Here is a 16971-nt window from a genome sequence, read left to right as displayed (position 1 = left end):
CAGCTGCCCGGGGAGGCCCCGTCGCGTGCGACGCGTGGGGCGAACCGGCCGGCCGATACGCCGGGTTCTGTCGTGGACGGCCATCTCTCTCGGGACCGCATCGCTGCGGCCCTCTAGCGACCTACCCGCGGATGGGACGAGCAGCCCCGTGATCCGCTGTCTGGTCTTGCTCCGGGCGAGGTTTGCCTAGCCGCCGTGCTCACGCACGACGCTGGTGGGCTCTTGCCCCACCGTTTCACTCCTGGCCGGACCGGGATCGCTCCCGGCCGGTGGACCTGCTCTCTGTTGCACTTGCTCGCGGGTTGCCCCGGGTGGACGTTATCCACCGCCCTGCTCTGCGGAGCCCGGACGTTCCTCGGCGCGGACCGCCTCCGAGGAGACGGGCCGCGACGCGACCGCCTAGCCGACCGATTCGCCGCCACCAGGATACGCGGCCCGCTGCCGATCTGATTCCTGGCCCCGGTGCAGATATCGTGGAGCGAGTGACCGCCTCCGCCCCCGCCTCCGTCGACGCCACCGCCTCCCCCGCCCTCCGTCGCCGCTCGATGCTCGCCTCCGCGGTCGGCAACGGCCTCGAGTGGTTCGACTGGAACATCTACGTCGTCTTCACGGCGTACCTCACGGCGAACCTCTTCGACCAGGGCGATCCCGGCTCGGCGCTGCTCATGACGCTCGCGATCTTCGGCGTCGGCTTCGTCTTCCGCCCGCTCGGCGGCATGCTCGCGGGCATCCTCGCCGACCGCCTCGGCCGCCGCTGGGTGATGGTGACGACGATGCTGACGATGAGCGCTGCGTCGCTCCTCATCGCCGTGCTGCCCACCTTCGAGACCGCCGGCGCCTGGGCCTCGCTGCTGCTCCTCGTCGCGCGCCTCGCGCAGGGCCTCGCCCATGGCGCCGAGTCGACCGCCGGCTACACCTACATCGCCGAGATCGCCCCCGCCGCCCGGCGCGGCCTCTGGTCGTCGACGCTCGCCATGGGGGTGCTCGTGGGCTCGATGCTCGCGAGCGGCCTCGGCTGGGCGCTCACGACGGGCCTCGGGGCGGAGGCGATGACCGAGTGGGGCTGGCGCGTGCCCTTCGCGATCGGCGCGGTGCTCGCGATCGTCGTCATGGTGCTGCGCCGCACGATGATGGAGACCGAGCAGTTCGAGCAGCAGCTCGCGCCCGAGGCCGACGCCGAGGCCGCGCAGCCGCTCACGCGCGTCGAGCGCCGCTCGCTGTGGTGGGCGTCGGTGCGCGTGTTCTGGTTCGTCGCGGCCATCACGATCGTCTTCTACACCTGGCTGACCGCGGCCTCCTCGCTCGCGCAGACGCAGCACGGCATGGACCCCGCGGCGGCGCTCGCGTCGAGCTTCGCCGCGCAGGCGCTGTGCGTCTGCCTCATGCCGCTCATGGGCCTGCTCAGCGACCGCGTGGGGCGGCGCCCCGTCGCGCTCGCGTTCTCGCTCGGCTTCGTGGTGCTGAGCTTCCCGCTCATGGGGCTCATCTCCTCCGAGCCCTGGACGCTCCTCGTGGCGCAGTCGATCGCGCTCGCCTTCGTCGCGTGCGGCAACTCCATCTACTCGGCGCTGCTCGCCGAGCAGTTCCCCACGCGGCACCGGGCGCGCGGCATCGGCATCGCCATGTCGCTGTCGGTCGCGATCTTCGGCGGAAGCGTGCTCTACCTCAACCAGTGGCTCACGGGCGCGGGTCTGCAGTGGGTCTTCATCCTGTGCTTCGTGCTCGTGTGCCTCGCGTCGGCGGTCGCGGTCTGGCGCATGCCCGAGACCCGAGGCATCGCCCTGCACGAGATCGGCGCCCGCCCGGACGCCGCCGAGCGGGCGGGTGCCGGAGCGGGCGCCGAGCGGGGCGCGCGGGGCTAGAGGCCGCTCTCCTCGGTGCGCACGAGGATCGCGCTGGAGTTCGGGTCGAGGATGACGTCGTCCTCGGGGGCCGACTGCACCTCGTGCAGCTCGGCGGCCGTCAGCTCGACGCCCGAGGCGTCGGAGGTGCGGCGCCGCAGGAGGGTCGCGCCGATCCCGTAGCGGGCGCGCTGGCGCTCGTAGAGCGCCAGCAGGCTCCGCGGGCACGGGCGCGGCGCGCTCGGCGCGCTCGGCCTGCGCCTGCTCGAGCTCGCCGCGGATGCCCTCGGCCTCCGCCTCGCGCTCGACGGCGAGGCGCTCGCGCTCGGCGCGGGCGGCTCCCGCCTCCTCGCGCGCGGCGGCGAGCGCGGTGGCAGCCTCCTCCTGGCGCTCCATGGCCTCGAGCTCCATGTCCTCGAGGTCGCTGCGGCGGCGCTCGAGGGTGCCGATCTCGTGCTCGGTCGCGGTCGCGGTCTTCGCGTCGGTGATCGTGGGGAGGCGGTCGCGGTTGCGGGCGAGGCGCGCCTCGACCGTCCGCACGTCGCTCTCGATGCGCGCGACCTCCGCCTCCGCGTCGTCGTGCGCCCCGAGGCGCTCGAGCACGGCGCGGTCGAGCTGCGACAGCAGCGTGTCGAGCTCCTCGATGCGCTTCGTCTGCGGGAGGTTGCGCGCCTTGGCCGTGAGCCGCACGATGCGCGTGTCCACCTCCTGCAGCGCCAGCAGCAGCCGCTGATCCTGGTTCGAGGCCTTCAGTGCCATGCTCGCTCCTCCTGGGGGCTCGGGTCGACCGGCTCCTGCGGCACCTGGAGGTCCCACGGGTCGGTCCGGATGTCGCTCACCAGCACCTCGACGCCCGGCAGCGCCGCGCGGAGCTGCTCGGCGGCGGGGCGCAGCCACAGCGACTCGCTCGCCCAGTGGCTGACGTCGACGAGGGCGGGGCCCTCGCCGGCCGCGTGGCGCTCGCGCGCGTCTGAGGCCGGGTGGTGGCGCAGGTCGCTCGTGATGTAGACGTCCGCGTCGAGCACCGCCGGCTCGCGCAGCAGCGAGTCGCCGGCGCCGCCGCAGATGGCGACGCGGCGCACGGGGCGCGCGGGGTCGCCCGCCGCGCGCACGCCGCCCGCCACCGGGGGCAGGAGGCCCGCGATGCGGCGCGCGAGCTCGCCGAGGCTCGTGGCCTCCAGCAGCTCGCCGACGCGGCCGAGGCCCTTCGCGGGGTCGACGCGGTTCGCGACGATCGCCCGCTGCTGCTCGAGGCCCAGCATCCGCGCGAGGCTCGCCGCTCGTGCCGCGGTCGACCGCGTCGGCGTTCGTGTGCGCGGCGAGCAGCGCGACGCGGCCGCGCACGAGCCGCGTGATGATCCGACCGGCGGGCGTCGTCGCCGCGACGCTCGTGGCGCCGCGCAGCAGCAGCGGGTGGTGCACGAGCAGCAGCTGCGCCTCGCGCGAGAGCGCCTCGGCCGCGGTCGCCTCGACGGCGTCGACGGCCAGCAGGATGCGCTGGACGGCGTCCGCGGGGTCGCCCGCGACGAGCCCGACGGCGTCCCACTCCTCCGCGGTCGCCGCGGGCCAGAGGGACTCCACCGCGCGCTGTACGTCGGCGACGCTGGTCATGCGCTCCATCCTAGGGATGCGCGGCCGGGGCTCCTCCGGCGAGGCCGACGCGCGGCTCAGCGCGGCGGCATCCGGAGGCTGCCGTCCATGCGGATCGTCTCGCCGTTGAGGTAGTCGTGCTCGACGAGCATGCCGACCAGCGCCGCGAACTCCTCGGGCCGGGCGAGCCGCGCCGGGAACGGCACGGTGGCCTCGAGCCCTGCCCGCACGTCGTCGCCGAGGCCCGCCATCATCGGCGTGTCGACGACGCCGGGCGCGATCGTCATCACCCGGATGCCGTGGCGGGCCAGCTCGCGCGCGGCCGGCAGCGTCATGGCCGCGACGGCGCCCTTCGAGGCGCTGTAGGCGACCTGGCCGATCTGGCCGTCGAACGCCGCGACCGAGGCCGTCTGCACGACGAGCCCGCGCTGGCCGTCGGCGTCGACGGGCTCGGTCGCAGCGATCGCCTCGGCCGCGAGCCGCAGCACCTGGAAGGAGCCGAGCACGTTCACCGCGATCGTGCGCTCGAAGGCGCCCTGGTCGTGCGGCCCCTCGCGGCCGAGGAGGCGCGCGCCCGTCGCGATGCCCGCGCACGAGACCGCGACCCGCAGCGGTCCGCGCGCCGAGGCCGCCTCGACGGCCCGCCGCACGTCGGCCTCGGCGGTGACGTCGCCCGCGACGAGCACGACGCCCGAGGGCGCCGCGCCGCCCGCGCGCTCGACCGCGCCGGGCAGGTCGAGCCCGACCACGTGCGCGCCCCGCGCGGCGAGGGCCGCCGCCGTCGCCGCGCCGAGCCCGGACGCCGCGCCCGTCACGAGCGCGGATGCACCGCTGATGTCCACATCGACCTCCTCGTCGCCGCGGCCGACGCCGCGGATCGTGAGCCTGGACGGGATCGAACCGCCGACATCCTCGGTGTAAGCGAGGCGCTCTGCCAGCTGAGCCTACAGGCTCGTCAGCGGGGCGGGGCCCCGCCGCACGTCACACGCGCGCGAGGGCCTCCCGGTAGGCGTCGAGGTCGCGCGACTCGGCGGGCCCGACGCGGAAGTGCGCGGCGATGCGGCCCTCGCGGTCGAGGACGAAGGTGGCGCGCGTGGCGAAGCCGCGCTCGGGAAGGAAGGCGCCGTACTCCTGGGCGACCGCGCCGTGCGGCCAGAAGTCGCTGAGCAGGCGGAAGCGGAAGCCCTGCTGCTCGGCGTAGACGGCGAGCGAGGCGGAGGTGTCGCACGAGATCGCGAGCACGTGCGCATCGGCCTCCTCGAAGGCGGCGAGCTCGTCGCGGATCGCGCAGAGCTCGCCCGTGCACGTGCCGGTGAAGGCCTTCGGGTAGAACACCAGCACGACGGGCGCGCCGCGGAGCTCGGAGAGCGTCACGGCCTCGCCCGTGTGGTCGCTGAGCGTGAAGTCGGGCGCGAGCGCCCCGATCTCAGGCGCCTGCCGCTGCTCGATGACCTGCTCCGCCATGGGGCCTCCCGCCGCTGCGCGCGGCCCGGATCGGCCGCCGCTCCATCGTGCCAGAGCGCACGCCGGAGCACGTCCGGGGCCCGGACTAGAGTGGACGGAGGGCGCCGCGCACCCAGGCCGCGCCCCACCCCCACACGACGAGGAGCATCGGTGCTGAACGACCAGGACCCCTACTCGGGCCACACGAGCGACCCCGACCCCAGCGAGACCGCGGAGTGGCAGGAGTCGCTGTCGCAGCTCGTCGAGGCGAACGGCCCGCAGCGCGGTCGCGAGATCATGCTCAGCCTGCTCAAGCGCTCCAAGGAGCTGCACCTGGGCGTGCCGATGGTGCCGACCACCGACTACATCAACACCATCGCGGCCGAGGACGAGCCGGAGTTCCCCGGCGACGAGGCGATCGAGCGCACGTACCGCCGCTGGATCCGCTGGAACGCGGCCATCATGGTGCACCGCGCGCAGGCGCCCGGCATCGGCGTGGGCGGCCACATCTCGACGTACGCCTCGTCGGCGTCGCTCTACGAGGTGGGCCTGAACCACTTCTTCCGCGGCCAGGACCACGAGGGCGGCGGCGACCAGATCTTCTTCCAGGGGCACGCCTCCCCCGGCATGTATGCCCGCGCGTTCCTCGAGGGCCGCCTGAGCGAGCAGCACCTCGACGGCTTCCGTCAGGAGAAGTCGAAGGCCCCCAACGGCCTCCCCTCCTACCCGCACCCGCGCTCGATGCCGGCGTTCTGGCAGTTCCCCACCGTCTCGATGGGCCTCGGCCCGATCGACGCGATCTACCAGGCGCAGGCGAACAAGTACCTCGCCAACCGCGGCATCAAGGACAACGACTCGCAGGTGTGGGCGTTCCTCGGCGACGGGGAGATGGACGAGGTCGAGTCGCGCGGCGCGCTGCAGCTCGCGGCGAACGACGGCCTCGACAACCTCAACTTCGTCATCAACTGCAACCTCCAGCGCCTCGACGGCCCGGTGCGCGGCAACGGCAAGGTCATCCAGGAGCTCGAGTCGTTCTTCCGCGGCGCGGGCTGGAACGTCATCAAGGTCGTGTGGGGCCGCGAGTGGGACTCGCTGCTCGAGCAGGACCACGAGGGCGCGCTCCGCGACCTCATGAACGCGACGCCCGACGGCGACTACCAGACGTACAAGGCCGAGTCGGGCCTGTTCGTCCGCGAGCACTTCTTCGGCCGCGACGAGCGCACCGCCGCCATGGTCAAGGACATGACCGACGACGAGATCTGGGGCCTCAAGCGCGGCGGCCACGACTACCGCAAGGTCTACGCGGCGTACAAGGCCGCGAGCGAGCACAAGGGCCAGCCCACCGTCATCCTCGCGAAGACGATCAAGGGCTACGGCCTCGGCAAGTCGTTCGAGGCGCGCAACGCCACGCACCAGATGAAGAAGCTGACGCTCGACGACCTCAAGGCCTTCCGCGACCACCTGCAGCTCGACATCTCGGACCAGCAGCTCGAGTCCGACCCGTACCGCCCGCCGTACATCCACCCGGGCGAGGGCTCGCCGGAGCTCGAGTACCTGCAGGAGCGCCGCCGCGCGCTCGGCGGCTACACGCCCGAGCGCCGGACGAAGCACACCGTCATCCCGATGCCGGGCGAGGCGACCTACGCGCTGCCCAAGAAGGGCTCCGGCAAGCAGGAGGTCGCCACGACGATGGCGTTCGTCCGCCTGCTCAAGGACCTGCTGCGCGACAAGGGCTGGGGCGAGCGGTTCGTGCCGATCATCCCCGACGAGGCGCGCACCTTCGGCATCGACGCGTTCTTCCCGACGGCGAAGATCTACAACCCCAAGGGCCAGAACTACACCTCGGTCGACCGCGACCTGCTGCTGAAGTACCGCGAGGCGCCCGACGGCCAGATCGTGCACGTCGGCATCAACGAGGCCGGCGCCATGGCGGCGTTCATCGCCGCGGGCACGTCGTACTCGACGCACGGCGAGCCGCTCGTGCCGATCTACGTCTTCTACTCCATGTTCGGCTTCCAGCGCACCGCCGACTCCATCTGGGCGGCCGCCGACCAGATGACGCGCGGCTTCCTCATCGGCGCGACCGCGGGCCGCACGACGCTCACGGGCGAGGGCCTGCAGCACGCCGACGGCCACTCGCCGCTCATCGCGTCGACGAACCCGGCCGTGCTCGCCTACGACCCCGCGTACGGCTACGAGATCGCGCACCTCATGCAGATGGGCCTCGAGCGCATGTACGGCGAGACGAGCGAGGACATCATCATGTACCTCACCGTCTACAACGAGCCGATGCTGCAGCCCGCGGAGCCCGAGGGCGTGGACGTCGAGGGCATCTGCCGCGGCATCCACCGCGTCTCGGTCGGCGAGGGCGAGGGCGTCAAGGTGCAGCTGCTGGGCTCGGGCGTCTCGCTGCCGTGGCTCCACCACGCGCAGGAGCTGCTCGCGAACGACTGGGGCATCTCGGCCGACATCTGGTCGGTGACGTCGTGGAGCGAGCTCCGCCGCGACGCCCTCGAGGCCGACGAGCACAACCTGCTGCACCCGCAGGACGACGCCCGCGTGCCCTACGTCACGCAGCGCCTCTCGGAGGCCGAGGGCCCGTTCGTCGCCACGACCGACTACATGCGCGCCGTGCCCGACCAGATCCGCGAGTGGGTCCCGGGCGACTACGCGACGCTCGGCGCCGACGGCTTCGGCTTCTCCGACACCCGCGCGGCCGCGCGCCGCTTCTTCGCGATCGACAGCCACTCGGTCGTCGTCCGCGCGCTCGACGCGCTCGCGAAGCAGGGCTCGGTGCCGCTCGGCATGGTGCAGCAGGCCATCGACAAGTACCGGATCCACGACGTGAACGCGGGCGAGTCCGGCACGGTCGGCGGCGACGCCTGAGGTCGGCCCTGGGCGCCGAGGAGGAGCTCAAGGCGCGGCAGCTCGCGTGGCTGCGGCGCATCTCCGGCGACCTCGCGACGCAGGTGATGCGGGCGCTCGACGACCGCCTGCCCTGGTACCGCACGATGCCGCCCTCGCGGCGGAGCGCGGTGGGGCTCGTGGCGCAGTCGGGCATCACCTCCTTCATCGCCTGGCACGAGGATCCCGAGGCGCAGCCCTGGATCGCCGCGGACGTCTTCGCCGCGGCGCCCAGGGAGCTCCTGCGGAGCGTGAGCCTGCAGCAGACGCTGCAGCTCATCCGCACGGTCGTCGACGTCTTCGAGGACCGCATCGGCGGCGCCGATCCATCGATGCGCGAGCCGATCCTGCTCTACTCGCGCGAGATCGCGTTCGCCGCCGCCGACGTCTACGCGCGCGCCGCGGAGTCGCGCGGCCTGTGGGACGCGCGGCTTGAGGCGCTCGTGGTCGACTCGATCCTCACGGGCGAGCACGACGACGAGCTGCCCAGCCGCTCCGCGGCGCTCGGCTGGCACGGGCGCGGCGAGTGCGCCGTGCTCGTCGGCATCGCGCCGCGGCAGCTCGACGTCGACGTCATCCGCCGCAAGGCGCGGCACGTCGGGTGCGACGTGCTCGTGGGCGTGCAGGGCGCGCGCCTCGTCGTCGTCATCGGCCGCGCCGCGGTCGACGAGGAGGGCGCGGGCGCCGAGCCCATCGCGTTCCTCGCGGTCGCCGAGACGCTCGCCGAGGGCTTCGCCGAGGGCCAGCTCGTGCTGGGGCCCGCGGTGCCGAGCATCGTCGACGCGGCCCGGAGCGCCAAGGCCGCCCTCGCGGGCTTCGCGGTCGCCGATGCCTGGCGCCGCACGCCGCGCCCGGTGCGCGCGGACGACCTGCTGCCCGAGCGCGCGCTTGCGGGCGACCCGCTCGCGCGCCAGGCGCTCATCCGCACGATCTACCAGCCGCTCCGCGACCACTCGAGCGACCTGCTCGCGACCCTCGCCTGCTACCTCGACACGGGCCGCTCGCTCGAGGCGACCGCCCGCGAGCTCTTCGTGCACCCCAACACCGTGCGCTACCGGCTGAAGCGCATCGGGGAGATCATCGGCTGGGACGCGACCGGCGCGAGGGAGGCGCTCGCGCTGCACACCGCGATCATCCTCGGCTCGATCCACGAGTCGTCGCGCGACCGCGCGCACCGGGTCCCCCAGGCCCCCGCCCCGCGGACGGCCGGTCGCGCGACAGACCCCCGCCATGCCCCGCGCGGCGGCGACCCGGTGGCAGGATGATCCGGTGATCGTCATCGTCGCGCCCGGCCAGGGCTCCCAGAAGCCCGGCTTCCTCACCCCGTGGATCGAGCGCCCTGAGGCCCGCGAGCGGCTCGTCGCGCTCGGCGAGGCCGCGGGCGTCGACCTCGTGCAGCACGGCACCGAGAGCGATGCCGACACGATCCGCGACACGCTCGTGGCGCAGCCGCTCATCGTCGCGGCGGGCATCCTCGCCCTCGACGCGCTCGGCGACCGCGCCGCGCTCGCGGGCGGCTTCGCCGGGCACTCGGTCGGCGAGATCACGGCTGCGGTCGGCGCCGGGGTGCTGACCGCCGAGGACGCGATGGCGCTCGTGGGCGAGCGGGCCCGCGCGATGGCCGACGCGGCCGCGCAGACCCCCACGGGCATGGCCGCCGTGCTCGGCGGCGACGAGGCGGCGCTCGAGGCGCGCCTCGCCGAGCTGGGCCTCCAGCCCGCGAACTACAACGGCGGCGGCCAGATCGTCGTGGCGGGCCCCGCCGACGCCCTCGCGGCGCTCGCCGAGGCACCGCCCGAGCGGGCGCGCGTCATCCCGCTGCAGACCGCGGGCGCCTTCCACACCTCCTACATGGCCCCCGCCGTCGAGCGCTTCCGCGCGAAGGCGGAGGCCACCGCCGCCGCCGACCCGGTGGCGACGCTCTGGACGAACCGCGACGGCAGCGCGGTCGCGTCCGGCCCCGCCTTCCTCGACCTCGTCGTCGGCCAGGTGTCGAGCCCCGTGCGCTGGGACCGCTGCATGGCGTCGTTCCAGGAGGCCGGGGTCACGGGCATCGTCGAGCTCGCGCCCGCCGGCGCGCTCGTGGGCCTCGCGAAGCGCGGCCTCCGCGGCGTGCCCGCGGTCGGCATCAGCACCCCCGACGACCTTCCGGCTGCCATCGAGCTGCTCGAGAGCGGAGACGCCGCATGACCACCATCCAGAGCACCGCCACCCGCGCCGGCTCGCGCATCCTCGCCGTCGGCGCCGCCCGCGGCGACCTCGTCGTGCCGAACGACGACCTCGTGGGCCCCATCGACTCCTCCGACGAGTGGATCCGCCAGCGCACCGGCATCATCACGCGCGTCCGCGCCTCCGAAGGCGTGGAGGCCGTCGACCTGGCCGAGACCGCGGCGCGGGAGGCGATCGAGCGCGCCGGGCTCGAGGGCTCGCAGATCGATGCGGTCATCGTCTCGACGATCTCGAACACCGTGCAGACGCCCTCGATGGCCGCGCTGCTCACGGAGCGGCTGGGCGCCACCCCCGCCCCGGCGTTCGACATCTCCGCCGCGTGCGCGGGCTACGCCTACGGCGTCGCGCAGGCGGACGCGCTCGTGCGCGCGGGCCTCGCCGAGCACGTGCTCGTCGTGGGCGCCGAGAAGCTCTCGGAGGTCGTCGACCCGACCGACCGCTCCATCAGCTTCCTGCTGGGCGACGGCGCGGGCGCCGTCGTCGTGGGCGCCTCCGACGAGCCCGGCATCAGCGCCTCCGTGTGGGGGTCGGACGGCTCCCACTGGGAGACCATCCGCATGACGAACCCTCTCGGCTCCATGCGCGACGGCGCCGCCTGGCCGACGCTCCGGCAGGACGGCCAGAAGGTCTTCCGCTGGGCGGTGTGGGAGATGGCGAAGGTCGCCAAGCGCGCGCTCGACGCCGCGGGCATCCGTCCCGAGGACCTCGCCGCCTTCATCCCGCACCAGGCGAACATGCGCATCATCGACGAGTTCGCCAAGCAGCTGCAGCTGCCGGACTCCGTCGCGATCGCCCGCGACATCGCGACGACCGGCAACACGAGCGCGGCATCGATCCCGCTCGCGATGCACCGCCTGCTCGAGGAGCGGCCGGAGCTCAGCGGCGGCCTCGCGCTGCAGATCGGCTTCGGCGCCGGCCTCGTGTACGGCGCCCAGGTCGTCACGCTCCCCTGACTAGACTCATCCCCGTCCACCAGACGACACAAGGAGACACCCCCATGGCCTACACCCAGGACGAGGTCCTCGCCGGACTCGCCGAGCTCGTGAACGACGAGACCGGCATCGCCACCGAGAACGTGCAGCTCGAGAAGTCGTTCACCGACGACCTCGACATCGACTCGATCTCGATGATGACGATCGTCGTGAACGCCGAGGAGAAGTTCGACGTGAAGATCCCCGACGACGAGGTCAAGAACCTCAAGACCGTCGGCGACGCCGTCACGTACATCGTCGGCGCCCAGGCCTGAGCCTGCCGACCCGCGCGTGCGGCCGGGAGACCGGCCGCACGACGCACCAGCGAGGAGAAGCATGACGAAGAAGATCGTCATCACCGGCCTGGGAGCGACGTCGCCGCTCGGCGGCACCATGCGCGAGAGCTGGGAGGCGCTGCTCGCCGGCGCCTCCGGCGCGCGCCCGCTCGAGCAGGAGTGGGTGGCCAAGTACGAGCTGCCCGTCACCTTCGCCGCCCAGGTCGCCGTGCGACCCGACACCGTGCTCGAGCGCCCGGTGGCCAAGCGGCTCGACCCGTCGAGCCAGCTCGCGCTCGTCGCCGCCAAGGAGGCGTTCGCCGACGCGGGCTCCCCCGAGGTCGACCCGATCCGCCTCGGCGTGGACTGGGCGACGGGCATCGGCGGCGTGTGGACGCTGCTCGACGCCTGGGACGCGCTGCGCGAGAAGGGCCCGCGCCGCGTCATGCCGATGACGGTGCCGATGCTCATGCCGAACGCGCCCTCCGCGGCCGTCTCCATGCACTTCGAGGCCCGCGCCTTCGCGCGCACCGTCGCCTCGGCCTGCGCCTCGAGCACCGAGTCGCTCGCCATGGCCTACGAGCACCTGCAGCAGGGCCTCGCCGACGTCGTCATCGCCGGCGGCTCGGAGGCGGCCATCCACCCCGTCACCATCGCGTCGTTCGCGTCGATGCAGGCGCTCTCGCGCCGCAACGACGAGCCGGCGACCGCGTCGCGGCCGTACGACGTGACGCGCGACGGCTTCGTCATGGGCGAGGGCGCCGCGGCGCTCGTGCTCGAGACCGAGGAGCACGCGCTCGCGCGCGGCGCCCGCATCTACGCGGAGCTCGCGGGCACGGGCGTCACGGCCGACTCGCACCACATCACCGCGCCCGAGCCCGAGGGCCTCGGCGCGAGCCGCGCGGTGCTCGCCGCGCTCGAGCAGGCCGGCGCGACCCCGGACGAGGTCACCCACATCAACGCGCACGCCACGTCGACCCCCGTCGGCGACGTCGCGGAGGTGCGGGCGCTGCTGCGCGTCTTCGGCGACCGCGTCAAGGACGTGCCCGTCTCGGCGACCAAGGCGGCCCACGGCCACCTCCTCGGCGGCACGGGCGCCCTCGAGGCGGCCTTCACGGCGCTCGCGCTGCACGAGCGCACCGCTCCCCCGACGATCAACGTCACCGAGCAGGACCCGGATGCGCCGCTGTCGATCTCGGCGACGCCCGTGGCGCTCGGCGAGGGACCGCAGCTCGCGGTGTCGAACTCGTTCGGCTTCGGCGGTCACAACGCGGTCGTCGCGCTGCGCTCGGTCTGAGCCTGTGCGGCCGACAGGGCCGGCACGCATCGAGGGCCCCGCTGTTCGCAGCGGGGCCCTCGGCGTTCGTGCGCTCGGCTAGCCGACGCGGTGCAGCCAGACGACCGGAGAGGCGTCGGAGGCGTGGCGGTAGGCCTCGAGCTCGCGGTCCCACGCGCCGCCCATCGCGTGGTCGAGCTCGGCGAGCAGCGCCCGCGCGTCGGGGCCGGCGGACTCGACGGCGCTGCGGAGGCGCTCCTCGGGCACGAGGATGCCGCCCGCGGCGTCGATGCGGAACGAGGCGAGGCCGAGCCGCGGCGTGTGCATCCAGCGCATGCCGTCGCTGCCGGCCTGCGGGTCCTCCGCCACCTCGAAGCGCACGTCCGTCCAGCCGGCGAGCGCGGAGGCGATCGCGGCGCCCGTGCCGACGGGACCCGACCAGTGCACCTCGGAGCGCTCGGCGCCAGCCTCGGCCGGCTGCGGCTGCCAGACGAAGCGCAGGGCGTCGCCGACCGCGTGCCCGACGGCCCACTCCAGGTGGGTGCGCAGGGCGCGCTGGGACGCGTGGATCCAGACGACCCCGGTCGTGGTGACGGGACGTCGCCTGAGCGTGTTCGCAGCAGTCATCGTCACTCTCCCTCGTTCGATGCGACTTCCCCATCGGTCGAACGACTCAGCGACGATGCGCCCGAGTCTGCCACACGCGGCTGACGGACGACAAGGCTGTCATCCCGCGGCGCGCGGCGGGCGTCAGCCCTCGGCGGCTGCGCCCGCGTCCTCCTCGCGCTCGAAGCGCGGCCGCCGCTCCCCTGCCCGGATCGGGAAGGCGAGGCGGTTGCCCGCCGGCGGCAGCGGGCAGTTGAACTGGTCGCTCATCGAGCACGGCGGCACGATCGCGCGGTTGAAGTCGAGCTCGACCGTGCCGTCGTGGCGCGGCCGCACGAAGAGGAAGCGGCCGACGTCGTAGGTCTCGTCGCCCGTCGTGGCGTCGGCGAAGACGATCTGCAGGCTGTCGCCGTCGGGCAGCGCGAGCAGCTCGACCTGCTCGCCCTCGTGCTCGAAGCGGATGATGCCGGGCGAGACGCCCTGCCGCAGCGAGCCGCCGCGCGACTTGCCGTACTCGAAGCCCACGCCGCCCTCCACGGCCTCGAAGGTGCCGTGCTTCGCCCAGGCCGGGTCGTGGTCGTACGCCTCGATGCCGCGGAAGGCGCGGTTGGCCTCCGACTCGGCGTCCCACACGCGCAGCGCGTAGCGGCCGTGGAAGTCGGGGCCGATGACGAAGCCCGTGCGGCTCTCGTCGAAGCGGATCTGGCTGGGCGTCATGGAGTCGTGGCCGTAGACCGTCGCGGCGCCGTCGACCTCCTGGCCGTCGACGACGATGCCGTCCTCAGCGGTCGCGACGACCTGCAGGCCGTCCTGCGTCGGCGCGGGGGCCCAGGTGCCGGGCACGCCCTCGATCGAGGTCTCCTCGCCCACCCACGCGGTGGTGACGAGCGCGAGGGCGCCCTGTGCGCCGCGCACGCTCGCGTCGCGCTTGCGGAGGAAGGCCGCGTGCTGGTCGGCGGCCGGTGACGTCACGGTCTCGGTCATGCTCCCAGCGTAGCCACGCCCACCCACCGCAGACGTCACCGGCCTCGCCTATCGTCGTCCCCATGGCAGCAGCGACGCTCGGCATCATCCTCCCTCCCGACGTGGCGCCCGAGCGCCTCATCGGCCTCGCGCAGCAGGCGGAGGCCGCTGGCGTCGAGGAGGTGTGGTTGTGGGAGGACTGCTTCGCGCAGTCGGGCCTCGGCCCCTCGGCCGCGGTGCTGGCCGCGACCTCGCGCATCCGGGTGGGCCTCGGCCTCATGCCGGTGCCGCTGCGGAACGTCGCTCTCACCGCCATGGAGATCGCGGCGCTCGCGCGCATGTTCCCCCACCGGTTCCTGCCGGGCATCGGCCACGGCGTGCTCGACTGGATGGGTCAGGCGGGCGCGCGGGCGCGCTCGCCGCTCACGCTGCTGCGCGAGCAGGCGGTCGCCCTGCGGGCGCTCCTCGCGGGCGACGAGGTGACGACGGCGGGCGAGTACGTGCGGCTCGACCGCGTGCGGCTGCGCTGGCCGCCGGAGGCCGTGCCGCCGGTCCTCGTGGGCGCCACGAGGCCGCGCACGCTCGCGCTCGCGGGCGAGGTGGGCGACGGCCTGATCCTGGCGGGCGACGAGGGGCCGGAGGCCGAGGCGGAGGCGGCGCGGATCGCGCTCGAGGCGCGCGCAGCTGCGGGCGTCGAGGGCGCGTTCGACGTCGTCGAGTTCGCGAGCATCGCCGCCTCGGCGGATCTCGAGGCCGTGCGGGCGCTGCGGGGCACGTACCCGCACGCGACGCGCATCCCGATCCTGGCGCTCGCCGCCGACGGCACGCCCGATCGCGGCGACGCGATCCCGGCGCTCATCGCGACGATCGCGGGCGCCGCCTAGCTGTTGCGACCGCGCGCCGCCACGCGCCAGCGCGCGGCGGGCTCGACGTCCTCCGGTGCGTGGAAGGCGTGGAGGTCGTCGGCGAGGTTCACGGCGCTGCAGACGTGGTTGGGCACGACGCGCACGCGCGCGCCGAGCGGCGGGGCGTCGTCGAGCTCGACGACCGCGTGGTGCTCGCTCAGCTGCACGATGCGCGCGTCCGGGTGGTCGAGCAGGCGCCCGAAGCCGCTCGCCCACGGCGCGCGGTCGGCCCCCAGGGCCTTCGAGCCCGCGTCGACGACGATCCGGCCGGGCCGCGCCGAGACGACCGTCGCGTGGCACGTGAGCGCGATCCGGTCGGCCGCGAGGACGCCGAGCTCCCACTGCTGGGCGTCGCCGAGCGCGCTGACGCCCGGTCGCAGCTCCGTGACGGGCGAGGGGATGCCGAGCGCGGCGTCGTACGACGGCGTCGAGCCGCCGGAGACGACGCCGGGCGGCAGCCCCACGGCCCACATCGACGCGGCCGCCGCCGTGAGCGCTTCCGCCTCCTCGAGCGCGGCGACCTCGCGCGCGTCGGGCGCGTAGGCGTGCCCGGGGAAGGCGAACACGCCCTCGACGTCGAAGCCCGCGGTCGCGGCTGCCGCGGCGACGTCGCCCGCGTCGGCCGGGTCGCAGCCGGAGCGGTGGTGGCCAGCGTCGACCTCGACGCGGATCGCGACGCGGCCGGCGAGGCCCGCGCGAGCGAGCCGCGCGACGCCGTCGACGGAGTCGGCGCCGACCGAGATCGCGGCGCCGCGCGCGACCATCGCGCTGAGCCGCGCCGCGCGATCCGCATCGACCCGGAGCGGGTAGGCGATGAAGAGGTCGTCGAGGCCCGCGGCCGCGAAGACCTCGGCCTCCCCCACCGTCGCGACGCTGAGGCCGGCTGCGCCGGCGGCCAGCTGCATGCGTCCGATCTCGATGCACTTGTGGGTCTTCGCGTGCGGCCGCAGCGCCACGCCCCGCGCCGTGGCGGCGTCGGCGACGCGGGCGATGTTCGCCTGCATGCGCTCGAGGTCGATCGCGAGGTACGGCGTGCTGGGTGCCATGCCCGGAGCGTACCGCCGCGGCTACGCCGTCGCGGGCTCCCGCTCGCGCCCCGCCCGCCGCGTGCGCACGGTCAGGTAGATGCGGTGGGCCGTGATGATGAGCGCGAGCCACGCGGCGCCGAGCGCGTAGCCGGCGAGCACGTCGGTGAGCCAGTGGTGCCCGAGGTAGACCCGGCTGGCCGCGACGAGCGCGGCGGCGAGGGAGGCCGCGATGGCGATCGCCGCGCGGGCCCTGGCGCTCGAGCGGCGCAGGATCAGCAGGTAGGTGATGACGCCGAGGATCGCGACGGCGTTGAGCGTGTGGCCGCTCGGGAACGAGGCCGAGACCTCGTAGGGCGGCACCGCGTCGGCGAGCGGCGGGCGATCGCGGCCGATGAGCGACTTGCCGACGACCGTCATCAGGAGCGAGCCCGCCCCAGCCGCGACGATGAGGACGACCGGCGTCCACGACCTCCGCCGGATCGAGAGCACGAGCAGTGCGAGGATCGCGATCGCGGGCATCCCGACGGTGCCCGCGAGGTCGGTGAACGCGGTCACGGCGGCGTCGGCGCCCGGGCTCCGGATGGTGAGGATCGCGTCGAGCAGGGGGCGGTCGACGCCGGCGACGCCGTCCTCGTCGGTGACCGCGTCGTAGACGCCGACGGCGGCGGCGGTGAGCGCGGCGACGATCGCGGCGCCGATCGCCAGGGTGAGCAGGAGCGCGGCGTAGGGCCCGAGGCGGTCGCCGACCCACGTGCCGACGCGCGCGAGCGCGCGCCCGGCGACCGTGCCCCAGTGGGTCAGATCGGTGCGGCCGACGCGCGCGTCGCGGCGCCGCTCGCCCTCGGCGCCGTGCTCGGTCGCGTCGCCGGTCCACCTGCGTGCGTCCGTCATGTCGCCTCCGCTTCCGTCGGTACGACGCTAGCGGGCGCGGCACTGCACG

The 16971-nt window shown here is 74.4% G+C and carries 14 protein-coding genes, 1 tRNA gene, 1 other RNA gene and 2 pseudogenes; 8 read left to right on the top strand and 10 right to left on the bottom strand.

The features are described 5' to 3' along the window. Nucleotides 1-40: 40 nt before the first annotated feature. Nucleotides 41-411, bottom strand: an RNA gene (gene rnpB / locus OVA14_RS10495) — RNase P RNA component class A. A 71-nt stretch (nucleotides 412-482) separates the two neighbouring features. On the opposite strand from rnpB, the gene OVA14_RS10490 reads away from it, so the two are divergent. Then, complete coding sequence (locus OVA14_RS10490) at nucleotides 483-1862, top strand: MFS transporter (protein WP_267503818.1); 1380 nt, start codon at nucleotides 483-485, stop codon at nucleotides 1860-1862. 255 nt (nucleotides 1863-2117) lie between these two features. On the opposite strand, the pseudogene OVA14_RS13930 reads toward OVA14_RS10490, so the two are convergent. The 5 genes and pseudogenes from OVA14_RS13930 to OVA14_RS10470 all read right to left on the bottom strand — a co-directional run. Next, a pseudogene (locus OVA14_RS13930) lies at nucleotides 2118-2600 on the bottom strand (zinc ribbon domain-containing protein); the annotation flags it as partial. Beyond that, a pseudogene (locus OVA14_RS10485) lies at nucleotides 2591-3452 on the bottom strand (Nif3-like dinuclear metal center hexameric protein). The pseudogenes OVA14_RS10485 and OVA14_RS13930, both read right to left, overlap by 10 nt. A 56-nt stretch (nucleotides 3453-3508) precedes the next feature. Then, nucleotides 3509-4273: an SDR family NAD(P)-dependent oxidoreductase gene (locus tag OVA14_RS10480; protein WP_267503817.1), complete on the bottom strand. Its 765-nt coding sequence runs from the start codon at nucleotides 4271-4273 to the stop codon at nucleotides 3509-3511. Nucleotides 4274-4311: 38 nt separating this feature from the next. Continuing rightward, nucleotides 4312-4385, bottom strand: a tRNA-Val gene (locus tag OVA14_RS10475). A gap of 27 nt (nucleotides 4386-4412) precedes the next feature. Further along, a complete protein-coding gene (locus OVA14_RS10470; RefSeq protein WP_267503816.1) occupies nucleotides 4413-4895 on the bottom strand; it encodes a peroxiredoxin in 483 nt (160 codons plus the stop codon). Nucleotides 4896-5045: 150 nt separating this feature from the next. Between OVA14_RS10470 and aceE the strand changes: the two genes are divergently transcribed. From aceE to OVA14_RS10440, 6 genes are all read left to right on the top strand, one after another. Continuing rightward, complete coding sequence (gene aceE, locus OVA14_RS10465) at nucleotides 5046-7760, top strand: pyruvate dehydrogenase (acetyl-transferring), homodimeric type (RefSeq protein WP_267503815.1); 2715 nt, start codon at nucleotides 5046-5048, stop codon at nucleotides 7758-7760. Nucleotides 7761-7846: 86 nt separating this feature from the next. Then, the gene (locus tag OVA14_RS10460) at nucleotides 7847-9043 is read left to right on the top strand and encodes a PucR family transcriptional regulator (protein WP_267503814.1); all 1197 of its coding nucleotides are present in this window, start codon (nucleotides 7847-7849) and stop codon (nucleotides 9041-9043) included. A gap of 4 nt (nucleotides 9044-9047) precedes the next feature. Then, nucleotides 9048-9968, top strand: a complete 921-nt coding sequence (locus OVA14_RS10455; RefSeq protein WP_267503813.1) for an ACP S-malonyltransferase — start codon at nucleotides 9048-9050, stop codon at nucleotides 9966-9968. Beyond that, nucleotides 9965-10960, top strand: a complete 996-nt coding sequence (locus tag OVA14_RS10450; RefSeq protein ID WP_267503812.1) for a beta-ketoacyl-ACP synthase III — start codon at nucleotides 9965-9967, stop codon at nucleotides 10958-10960. The genes OVA14_RS10455 and OVA14_RS10450 overlap by 4 nt, the downstream gene beginning before the upstream one ends. 44 nt (nucleotides 10961-11004) lie before the next feature. Then, entirely contained in the window at nucleotides 11005-11253 is a 249-nt protein-coding gene (locus OVA14_RS10445; RefSeq protein WP_188717331.1) for an acyl carrier protein, read from the top strand. Nucleotides 11254-11314: 61 nt separating this feature from the next. Then, the gene (locus OVA14_RS10440; protein ID WP_267503811.1) at nucleotides 11315-12550 is read left to right on the top strand and encodes a beta-ketoacyl-[acyl-carrier-protein] synthase family protein; all 1236 of its coding nucleotides are present in this window, start codon (nucleotides 11315-11317) and stop codon (nucleotides 12548-12550) included. Between the two features lie 78 nt (nucleotides 12551-12628). Here the strand turns inward: OVA14_RS10440 and OVA14_RS10435 are convergent, their stop codons facing one another. Together OVA14_RS10435 and OVA14_RS10430 are read right to left on the bottom strand one after the other, a co-directional pair. Further along, nucleotides 12629-13156, bottom strand: coding sequence for a DUF3145 family protein (locus OVA14_RS10435; protein WP_267503810.1), 528 nt, complete (start codon nucleotides 13154-13156; stop codon nucleotides 12629-12631). Between the two features lie 123 nt (nucleotides 13157-13279). Then, nucleotides 13280-14119 (bottom strand): DUF1684 domain-containing protein, encoded by an 840-nt coding sequence (locus OVA14_RS10430; protein ID WP_267503809.1) that lies wholly within the window; start codon nucleotides 14117-14119, stop codon nucleotides 13280-13282. Between the two features lie 62 nt (nucleotides 14120-14181). Here OVA14_RS10430 and OVA14_RS10425 point away from each other — a divergent pair, with 62 nt between their 5' ends. Further along, nucleotides 14182-14982: an LLM class flavin-dependent oxidoreductase gene (locus tag OVA14_RS10425; protein ID WP_267503808.1), complete on the top strand. Its 801-nt coding sequence runs from the start codon at nucleotides 14182-14184 to the stop codon at nucleotides 14980-14982. Here OVA14_RS10425 and OVA14_RS10420 read toward each other — a convergent pair. Both OVA14_RS10420 and OVA14_RS10415 read right to left on the bottom strand, forming a co-directional pair. Then, nucleotides 14979-16049, bottom strand: coding sequence for an alanine racemase (locus tag OVA14_RS10420; RefSeq protein WP_267503807.1), 1071 nt, complete (start codon nucleotides 16047-16049; stop codon nucleotides 14979-14981). The two genes, OVA14_RS10425 and OVA14_RS10420, sit on opposite strands and share 4 nt — an antisense overlap. Nucleotides 16050-16070: 21 nt before the next feature. Next, entirely contained in the window at nucleotides 16071-16922 is an 852-nt protein-coding gene (locus OVA14_RS10415; protein WP_267503806.1) for a phosphatase PAP2 family protein, read from the bottom strand. Nucleotides 16923-16971 lie beyond the last annotated feature (49 nt).

This window comes from Agrococcus sp. SL85, from assembly GCF_026625845.1.
In the GTDB taxonomy this organism is placed as follows: domain Bacteria; phylum Actinomycetota; class Actinomycetes; order Actinomycetales; family Microbacteriaceae; genus Agrococcus.
This window is presented reverse-complemented; position numbering and strand designations above follow the sequence as displayed.